Origin of the sequence: Streptomyces sp. NPDC048473, from assembly GCF_043200155.1 — a bacterium.
Lineage (GTDB): Bacteria > Actinomycetota > Actinomycetes > Streptomycetales > Streptomycetaceae > Streptomyces.
In genome coordinates this window covers 41,181-50,472 of sequence record NZ_JBICXE010000044.1, presented here as the reverse complement: position 1 = coordinate 50,472, position 9,292 = coordinate 41,181, and the positions used below count along the sequence as shown (strand labels likewise).

At 70.0% G+C, this 9,292-nt stretch carries 5 protein-coding genes; 3 read left to right on the top strand and 2 right to left on the bottom strand.

Annotated features, from left to right (window positions below; all coding sequences use genetic code 11):
- Positions 1 to 663: 663 nt before the first annotated feature.
- The gene (locus tag ACGFU7_RS39650; RefSeq protein WP_393702755.1) at positions 664 to 2,247 is read left to right on the top strand and encodes an alpha/beta fold hydrolase; all 1,584 of its coding nucleotides are present in this window, start codon (positions 664 to 666) and stop codon (positions 2,245 to 2,247) included.
- Positions 2,248 to 2,766: 519 nt separating this feature from the next.
- Here the strand turns inward: ACGFU7_RS39650 and ACGFU7_RS39645 are convergent.
- Positions 2,767 to 4,506 (bottom strand): alpha/beta hydrolase, encoded by a 1,740-nt coding sequence (locus tag ACGFU7_RS39645; protein WP_393702753.1) that lies wholly within the window; start codon positions 4,504 to 4,506, stop codon positions 2,767 to 2,769.
- A gap of 337 nt (positions 4,507 to 4,843) precedes the next feature.
- Entirely contained in the window at positions 4,844 to 7,084 is a 2,241-nt protein-coding gene (locus ACGFU7_RS39640) for an MMPL family transporter (RefSeq protein WP_393702751.1), read from the bottom strand.
- A gap of 253 nt (positions 7,085 to 7,337) precedes the next feature.
- On the opposite strand from ACGFU7_RS39640, the gene ACGFU7_RS39635 reads away from it, so the two are divergent.
- On the top strand, positions 7,338 to 8,564 hold the full coding sequence (locus tag ACGFU7_RS39635) for a sensor histidine kinase (RefSeq protein WP_393702749.1): 1,227 nt from the start codon (positions 7,338 to 7,340) through the stop codon (positions 8,562 to 8,564).
- On the top strand, positions 8,561 to 9,283 hold the full coding sequence (locus tag ACGFU7_RS39630) for a response regulator (protein WP_393702747.1): 723 nt from the start codon (positions 8,561 to 8,563) through the stop codon (positions 9,281 to 9,283). Before ACGFU7_RS39635 ends, ACGFU7_RS39630 begins: the two co-directional genes overlap by 4 nt.
- The last annotated feature ends 9 nt before the right edge of the window (positions 9,284 to 9,292 follow it).

Genomic DNA, 9,292 nt, shown 5'->3' with positions numbered 1-9,292 from the left:
GCCGACGACAACACCAAGCCCGCATCAGTCACTACAAACGACGCGGACACAGCCCATAGAACTGGCCACCCATCAGCACAAACACCGTTGCAGTACTAGAACTACCTTCAACGAACCCAACTGCCCTCAACACAGAACACACAACCCCAGCTCACACACCCCGACCCACCCACTCGAACCACCAATTCCCTCCCTCAGCGAACCAGCAACACACCAGGCCAGCGACCACCCTGCACACCAACAAGCGTGCCTCCGAGCGTCACTTGTACAACGGCGGCGCGCTGTCCACGGACGACCCCTCCCAGCATGACCATTCAGAAGATCATCCCACCCGGTCAGTCAACGTGACAGTGCCGTCCGGGGTGTTGAGCTGTTGTCATGGTCTCAATGCAGGGCCGTGGACGATCCGTTGCTGGGGATGGCCGCACCGGGATTGGGGGGACAGCCGTAGTGAGTGGGGGCTACTGCTGCGCATAGCGTCTACGGTGTGAGACATATACGGAACGGGGCGAAGAGATCCCCCTTCGACAGGCACCGACCGGCCCGGTCTGCAGCGGTGTCGGCTGTCCCGTCGGGCGTGGTGGCGGTTGCCGTACCCACGGCGGACGCGGCACATACGACTGGCACTTCCGACCACAACACCCAGCACCTCAAGGAGGCTTCGTGATCACCTCCAGCCCCGCCGTGCGCCGCACCTCTGCGGTGGGCCTCGCCCTCGTGGCCTGCCTCGGCGCGGCCCCCACCGCCACGGCCGCGCCGGCCCCCACCATGTCGAAGTCCGAAGCCCGGCTCGACCGTTATTACGATCAGCGCCTGAGCTGGGGCAGCTGCGCCAAGAGCTCGGGCGACACCATGGGCCGTGATCTGGATAAGGCCGGCGTGCAGTGCGCGGACGTCACTGTGCCGCTCGACTACGCCGACCCCCGGGGCCGTACGATCACCGTCGCGATATCCCGGCTCAAGGCCACTGACACCCGCCACCGCATCGGCTCGATCCTGCTCAACAACGGCGGCCCCGGCGGCACCGCCCTCGAATCCCCGCCGGAATTCCACGCGTGGATGAAGAAGGTTGGCCCGCGTTACGACATCGTCGGCTTCGACCCGCGCTTCGTCGGCCGCAGCACCCCGCTGGACTGCGGTTTGCCCGTCGGCACCAATCTCTTCTCGGCCGGTCACAGCCGGGCGAGCTTCGAGCGCCAGGTCGCCCTCCAGAAGGACCTGGCCGACAAGTGCCGGGCCACCAACGCCTCCGTGCTGCCGCACGTCACCACCCGCAACACGGCCCGCGACATGGACGTCATCCGCGGCGCGCTCGACGAGAAGAAGATCTCCTACTTCGGCTACTCGTACGGCACCTACCTGGGCACCGTCTACACCCAGATGTTCCCCGGCCGCACCGACCGCATGGTCCTGGACGGCGCCATCGACCCACGCAAGTTCGGCCCCCGGCTGCTCCGGGAGGCCGTCGGTGAGAACGAGCAGGCGCTCGCCGACTGGGCCTCTTGGGCTGCCGCCCGCAATGACATCTACGGCCTCGGCCGCACCCGCGCCCAGGTTCTCGCCACCATCGACCGCGTCATCAGGGCATCCGCGCGCGCACCGCTGACCGTCGGCAGCGCCCCGGATGCCTTCCAACTTGACGACACCCAGACCCCGTTCCTCCTGCTCGCCGGCCTCGACAGCGACACCGACGCGTCCCGCGCGGCCCTCGGCGAGCAGGTGTCCGTGCTGAACGAGGCCGCGGCCGGGCAGCCGACCCGGCTGTCACCGCAGTTCGCCGGGCTGCTGCGGTTCGCGCTGACCGGCGAGCAGTCACACCACGGCAGTGTGCAGTCCGCGGTCATCTGCGGGGACGTGGCGGCCCCGCGCGACCCCGAGGTCTACTGGCGGGCCATCGAGCGCAGCCGCGCCGCGTACCCGCGCTTCGGCGCGCTGGCCAACAACATCGGCCCGTGCGCCTTTTGGGACCGGCCCCGCGAGAAGCCCACCCAGGTGAAGCACGACACCAAGGCGCTGATCGTGTCCGCCACCGGCGACACGCGCACCGCCCACAAGGGTGCCGTTGCCCTGCACGGCCTGCTGCCGAGCTCCAAGCTGATCACCCTCAAGGGTGCGAACCGGCACGCGATCTACGGACTGTACGAGAACGCCTGCGTTGACAACAAGGTCAACCAGTACCTGGCCACCGGCCGACTACCCGCCAACGACCGGACCTGCTCCAAGCAAGCCGGGCTTCAGCCCAGGTGAGCGCACATTCCTTGATCAGGAACTTCCCTCAAGAGGAGCCACACCCATCTTGAGGAGGAGTTCGACAGGAACGGCCCGCCCCGCACACTGGCTGTACGCGCGGGGCGGGCCCGCGAGTGACGTTCTGACCCAGTGTCCGGGTTCGGGGGCCCCGCGGCAGTACAGTGCGGAGTTCCGGTCCGACGCGATCGCGTTGTGGCGGGCTTCGGCCGACAGGCGGACGTTCAAGGACGTCGCGGCTGATCCGAACGTCAACCCGAGACGCTGCGGACCTGGGTGCGTGATGCCGGCGGTCGTCCAGTCGCCGCCGGCGCGTCGCAGGACACCGAGCCTCGATCAAACCCGGAACGGTTCAGTGGTCGCAGTGCTCCCTTGCTGGTTCGGGAGTGCTGGCCGATACCGAGGTCCGGATGCTGCGGGAGCGGTTCGGGGGTTGGGGGCGGATGACGGTGGGCCAGACGCTGGCGAAGGGCGGCACCCCGCCGAGGGGATGCCGCCCTTGGGTTGCGCCGGTTCCGCTCAGGCGGCGCGGGGGGTCTTGCGGCGGCGTACTGCGACGGCGGTGCCGCCACCACCGACGATCAGCGCGGCGGCTACACCAGTGATCGCCGCGGTGTTGATGCTGATCGACGCCCCCATCGGCGCGGACAACGCCTTCGTCGTCATCAGATCCGACGAAGACGCCTCACCGGCGCGCTTGACGCAAGTCTGATTCTTCGTCGGCAGTTTGCCGGTAGCCAGGTACCTGTTGACCTCGTCGTCCACGCAGGCGTTGCCGTAGCGGCCGAAGAGGGCGTGCCGGTTGGCGCCCTTGAGGGTGAGCAGCTTGGAGCCGGGCAGTTGCTCGTGCAAGGCCACGCTGCTCTTGTAGGTGGTGCGGGGGTCGCCGGTGGCTGCCACGATCAGTACCGGGGCGTCGCGGCGGACCTGGGTGGGTTCCTCGCGGGGGCGGTCCCAGAAGGCGCAGGGGCCGATGTTGTTGGTCATTGGTCCGAACACCGGGTGCGCGGCCCGGCTGCGTTCGATGTCGCGCCAGTAGACCTCGGGGTCGCGCGGGGCGGCCACGTCCCCGCAGAGGACCGCGGCCTGGACTCCCGACGGTTCGGCCGCGCCGTGCAGTAGGTACCGGAGCGTCGCGGCGAACTCCGGCGAGAGCGGCATCGGCGCCGTGCCCCGTGCGGCCCTGCTCAGCACGGCCAGCTGCTCGGCGAGGAACGCCCGGGTCGGGTCCGTGTCGTCCCCGATGCTGGAGTAGAGGAGGACCGGCACCTGAGTGTCGTCGATCCGGAAGGTGTCCGAGCCGGTGCCGACGGTCAGCGGGCCGCTGGCGGACGCCTTGAGGACGCGGTCGACGGTGGTGAGCACTTGGGCGCGGGTGCGGCCGAGGCCGTATTCGGCGTCGCGGTCCGCCGCCCACGCGGCCCAGGCGGACAGCGCCTTCTCGCTCGCGCGCTCGGTGCCCTTCGTCAGGCGGGGGCCGTAGTCGGCGGGGGCGACCGCGCCGTCGAGCACGACGCGGTCGTAGCGGCTGGGGAACATCTGGGTGTAAACCGTGCCCAAGTAGGTGCCGTACGAGTAGCCGAGGTAGGAGATCTTCCGCTCGCCGAGCGCGCCGCGGACGACATCCATGTCACGGGCCGTGTTGCGGGTACTGATGTATGGCAGCACTGAGGCGTCATGGCTGCGGCACTTCTTGGCAAGGCTCTTCTGCAGGGCGACCTGGCCGTCGAAACCTGCCCGGCTGGTGCCGGCCGAGAACCAGGACGTGCCGACGGGCCAGCCGCAGTCCAGTGGGGTGCTGCGGCCGACGAAGCGTGGGTCGAAGCCGACGATGTCGTAGCGCGCGCCGACGTCCTTCATCGCCTTGCGGACGTCCGGCGGCGACTGGACTGAAGGTCCGCCTGGCCCGCCGTTGTTCAGCAGGATCGATCCGATGCGGTGGTGGGTGTCAGTGGCCTTGAGCCGGGATATCGCGAGGGTGATCGTGCGCCCTGCGGGGTGGGCGTAGTCGAGCGGCACGGTGACGTCCGCGCACTGCACACCGGCCTTGTCCAGATCGCGGCCCGTCGTGTCGACGGGGCCCGTGACGCAGCTGCCCCAGCCGAGGTGTTGCCGGTAGTACTGATCGAGCCCGGCTCCGGTGCCGTTCTTGGCGGGGGCCTCTGAAGCTGAGGCCAGGGCGGGGGAAGTGATGAAGCAGGCGGCGAGGGTGAGGCTCGCGGCGGAGGCGCGCCGCGCGGTGGGGCTGAGGACGGTCACAGGTCTCCTTGGGTTGGTGGGTACGGTCGGTGGCGCGGAACGCGGTGTCCAGGGCGGCGGGGAAGTCGGCTTCGGCTCGGTACCAGGCACCTCGTTGCTGTGGACCTAGAAGTCCGATGAAGATCTTGTTTTGACTGCCTGACTCAACCGCTTCGCCCCTAAATATCGATCGGGGCAAACCTGCCTGGGCCGGGCGCGATGCCAAGATTTCCAGTGGGCTTCTAGGGTGTTTCTGACGGCTCTTGAAACATCTGGTGGCTGTCACGGGTGCGCACGCTCAACCATGCGAGGCCACGCCGGACAGGTGAGGTGCTCACGGGTCACCTGAGCCGTTCGGTCAGTCCGCCATCATGACCCGGTCGGGTTCCGGGGCAGGTGCGTTCGCACGGCGCTGCGGGTGGCTGCCCTTGGTGGGCCGTGGGCGGACCGGCCACCAGATGCTCCGTCCGAGGAGTGCGGCAAGGGCGGGGACCAGCACCAGCGAGAGGACGAGCGCGGAGAGCAGGATTCCGAGCGTCATCGCGAAGGCGATCTGCTCGTTGCCCGGGGTCGTGGCGAGGGTGGCGAAGGAGCCGGCAAGGACCAGGCCTGCGGTCGCGATGGCCGGTGTCGTGTGCTGCACCGCGCGGGCCACGGCGGAGCGGGCCGGGCCCGGTCGCTGCATTTCCTCCCGGATCCGGTCGCTGATCAGGATGTTGTAGTCGGTGCCCAGTGCCACGACGAACAGAAACAGCACGAGCGGGAGGGAGAAGTTGACGCCCGGCTTGCCGAGGACGTGCTGGAAGAGCAGGGTGGCGGCGCCGAGGGTGGCGGCGAAGCCGAGCCCGACGGAGAGCATCAGGATCACCGGTGCGAGCAGGCTGCGCAGGAGCAGCAGGAGGATCAGCGCGATCAGTGCGGCCGCGACCGGGAACACGATCTTCAGGTCGTGGTCGACGGCGGTGGAGATGTCGGCGTAGATCGCCGCCGTTCCGCCCACGTGTGCCGTCGTTCCGGCGGGTGTGTGCTGGGCGACCGCTGCCCGCACGGGTCCGGAGGCCAGGTCGCGGACCTGCTGGCTCTGCGGGTCCGCGGTCGGGTAGAGGTCTATCCGGGCGGCGCGGTGATCCTTGTTCAGGGCGGTCCGTGCGACCTGGCCCACGCCCTTGACCTGGGTGAGAGCACGGGAGAGGCCGTCGAGCCGGCCTGCGGTGAGGGTGCCGCCGTCAGTGGCGGTGACGAAGACGCTCGTCGGGTCCGACACTCCGGCCGGCAGCGCACGGGATATCTCGGTCGCGGTGGCCGCCGCAGGGGTCTTGGCAGCGGCGTTGCCCTGGCCGTAGTCCATGCGGATCCCGATCAGCCCGGCGGCCAGCGCGGCAAGCAGGGCGACGGAGGCGAACGCCATCGTCATCGGTCGTCGTGCAACCCGCGCCCCGAAGCGGGCGGCACGGCCCTCGTCGGGCTCGTGGCCAAGGGCCTTGGAGGGCCAGAACATCTTGCGCCCGGCGGCCGCGAGCAGCGCCGGCAGCAGGGTGAGGCTGCCGAGCAGCATCACCAGGACCGCGACGGCGATGGCGGGGCCCAGCGAGCGGAACTGGCCGAAGGTCGCCACGCCCAGCGTGGCGAACCCGGCCACGATGGTCAGCGCCGCCGAGGTGATCGCGGTGCCCACCCGTCCCGAGACCTGCCCGGCCGCCTCGCGGGCGGACTGCTCCGGCCGGGCGCGCAGTTGCTCGCGGAAGCGGAACAGCAGGAACAGCAGGTAGTCGATGCCGATGCCGAGCAGGACCACGCTGATCAGATCAGGGGTGCCCGCGTCGAGCTTGCGCCCGGTGAGTATCGCGGCACCCGCGACGGCTCCCCCCGCCACGCCGATGATCATGGCGACCGCGACCAGCGGCAGCAGGGCCGCCAGCACGCTGCGGAACACCAGCACGTTGATCAGCAGGATGAGCCCCATGAGGAGGGCGCCCCCGACCTTCGCGGCGGTCTCGTGGGAATCGGTGGTGTCGACGGTGTCGGCGAGACTTCCGGTGAAGCCGGTGCGCATCCCCGCCTCGGAGAACTGCGTCCGGGCGGCGTCCCGGAAGGCCCGGTAGACGCCCTGGACCCCCTTGTCCGTACGGTTCCCGATCAGCTCGACGGAGAGCAGTTCGAAACTCCGGTCGGGTGCCACCATCGCCGGGGCGATCCGGGGTGTCTGGGAGCGGTCCGGGACCAGGAATTTCGGTCTGTCGTCCTCCCTGGGCATGATCACCCGGCGCTGCGCCAGCTTCGCCGCCTCGGCCTCGACCCGCTTCTGGTCGGCGGCGCCGAGAGCCTTGCCGTCGGACCGGGCGACCAGCATCGTCACGGTGGTGGCGTCGGGGTTCACCCCGAACTGTTCCTCGGCGATCTCCAGGGCGGCGGCCGAGTCGTAGCTCTTGGGCAGGAAATCCCCGGTCTGGTTCTGGGTGACGCGGCCGATCAGTGTCGGGGCCAGGGCGCTCAGCACAACACCCAGCACCGCCCAGAGGGCGATGACTTTCCACGGGTGTCTGGTGGAGTAACCGGTCAGGGCGCGGATCACGATGTCCTCCGGCGGACGGACTTGCATGCGGACGTCTGCCGGGGGCTCCCGGCCGGTATCCAGACCATCACCCCGAGGGGCCGGGAAGCGTCCTGGCAGCGGATGATCCGGGCCGGGGCCCTGGGTCCTGCCCCGGCCAGGGACCAGGACCCAGGTCCTGGTCCCTGGCCTGGTCGCGGGCCGCGAGCTGCCGCCGACGGTGCTGCCACCAGTGCTGCCGCTGCAGCTGTTGTGCAACTCTGTACCGGAGGCCGTAAGGCCGGACACAGGGAGAACAGACATGCGCAGGCGCCGACACATCGGGCCCGGCGATGCCCGGGAGCCGCTGCACATCGACAGCGCCGGGCCGCCGTGGTCCCGCAACGACGCACTCGTGACCGGCGGGGCCTGCGCGATGAACCTGCTCAGCTACGTGTTCTTCGACGACCCCGACGGCCGATACGCCGTGAGCGTGGCCGGGTTCCTCCTCGTCGCGCTGGCAGCCCTGCCGCTGCTCGTCCGGCGCAGCCACCCGGTGGTGGCGCTCGCTGCCGTACTGGCACTCGATACGACAGCCACCCTGACCGCGCCGCTGCCCAGACACTTCGGTGCCGTCCTGCTGGTCGCCCTGTACTCAGTCGCCAGGGCCTGCACTGGCCGGGTGACAGCGGTCGCGGCCGTCGCGACGGTGTCGCTGACGTTGCTGAGCCAAAGCCACGGCCGGATTCCGCCCTGGCAGGACGCCGCTGTCACGCCCCTCTCCGCCCTGATCGTCGTCGGCACCGCCATGGCGGTCAACCGCTGGCAGCGGGAAGTGGCGGCGAACCGCAGACTTCTCGCCGACCGTGCGGTGGCCGACGAACGCCGCCGCATCGCACGGGAGCTGCACGACATCGTGGCCCACCACATCACCACCATGCAGCTGATGGCCGGCGGAGCCCGGGCCAACCTCGCCCGACCGGAGGTGGTCCGGGACGCCCTGGTCACCCTGGAATCCTCCGGGCGGCTCGCCCTGCGCGAGATGCGCCAACTCCTCGATGTGCTGCGGGCCGGCGACGAACCGGAGTCCGCGCCGTCGCAGCCCCAGCCGGGCGTCGACGACCTCGACCGTCTGGTGGCCGAATCCCGCCTTGCCGGACTACCGACCGAGTTCAGCGTCCACGGGCCGCAGCGCCCGCTGCCGCCGACCGTCGGCCTCACGGTGTTCAGGATCACCCAGGAAGCCCTCACCAACGCCCGCAAGTACGCGGGGCCCGCCCGCGCGTACTTGCGGCTGACGTATCGCCAGGATCGGGTCACCGTCGAAGTGCGGGACGATGGTGGGAGCACACCGCCGCAGGACGGGGCGTCATCGGTGGGCTCGGGCGGTTACGGCCTGATCGGCATGCGCGAGCGCGTCGCCCTGCACGGCGGCACCCTCGCCGTCGGCCCGCAGGCCGACGGTGGGTTCGCAGTGGTGGCCGACCTGCCGCTGACCACGGACGAGGCGGCCGAAGCAGCCGTCCAGCACGAGGGGGCACACCGATGACCAGGACCCGGCCGAACACACCGAGGATCAGAGTGCTGATCGCGGACGACCAGCCGCTGGTCCGGCGCGGCCTGTCGCTGATCCTCTCCCCCGACCCGTCCTTCGAGGTCGTGGGAGAGGCCGAGGACGGCGCGCAGGCTGTCGCCCTCGCCCGCCGGCTGCGCCCCGACGTCGTGGTGATGGACATCCGGATGCCCGTCCTCGACGGTGTCGGCGCGACCGGGCAACTCGCCGCCACCCTGCCCGGCTGCCGGGTCCTGGCCCTCAGCACCTTCGACATGGACGAGTACGTCGTGGGTGCCCTGCGCGCCGGAGCCTGCGGGTTCCTGCCCAAGGACAGCTCGCCGGAGGACCTGAGCGCGGCGATCCGCACCGTCCACGCAGGCGAGGCCGTCGTCGCGCCGCGTCTGCTCACCCGGCTGATCTCCACCTACGTACGGGCCCCTCACGGCGCGTCGCAACCACTCCCCACCGACCTGGGCGAACTCACACCCCGGGAGGTCGAGGTGTGGCGTCTGATGGCCACCGGTCTCGACAACGCCGAGATCGCCCACGACCTGCACATCAGCGTCTCCACGGTCAAGAACTACATCACCAGCATCTTCGGCAAGCTCGACGTCCGTGACCGCGCCCAGGCGGTCATCGCGGCCTACGAATCGGGGCTGGTCACCGCCCGCGCGACAACCGGCAACCCGCGCGGCAACGGAAACACCGCATAGCCGGGCCGA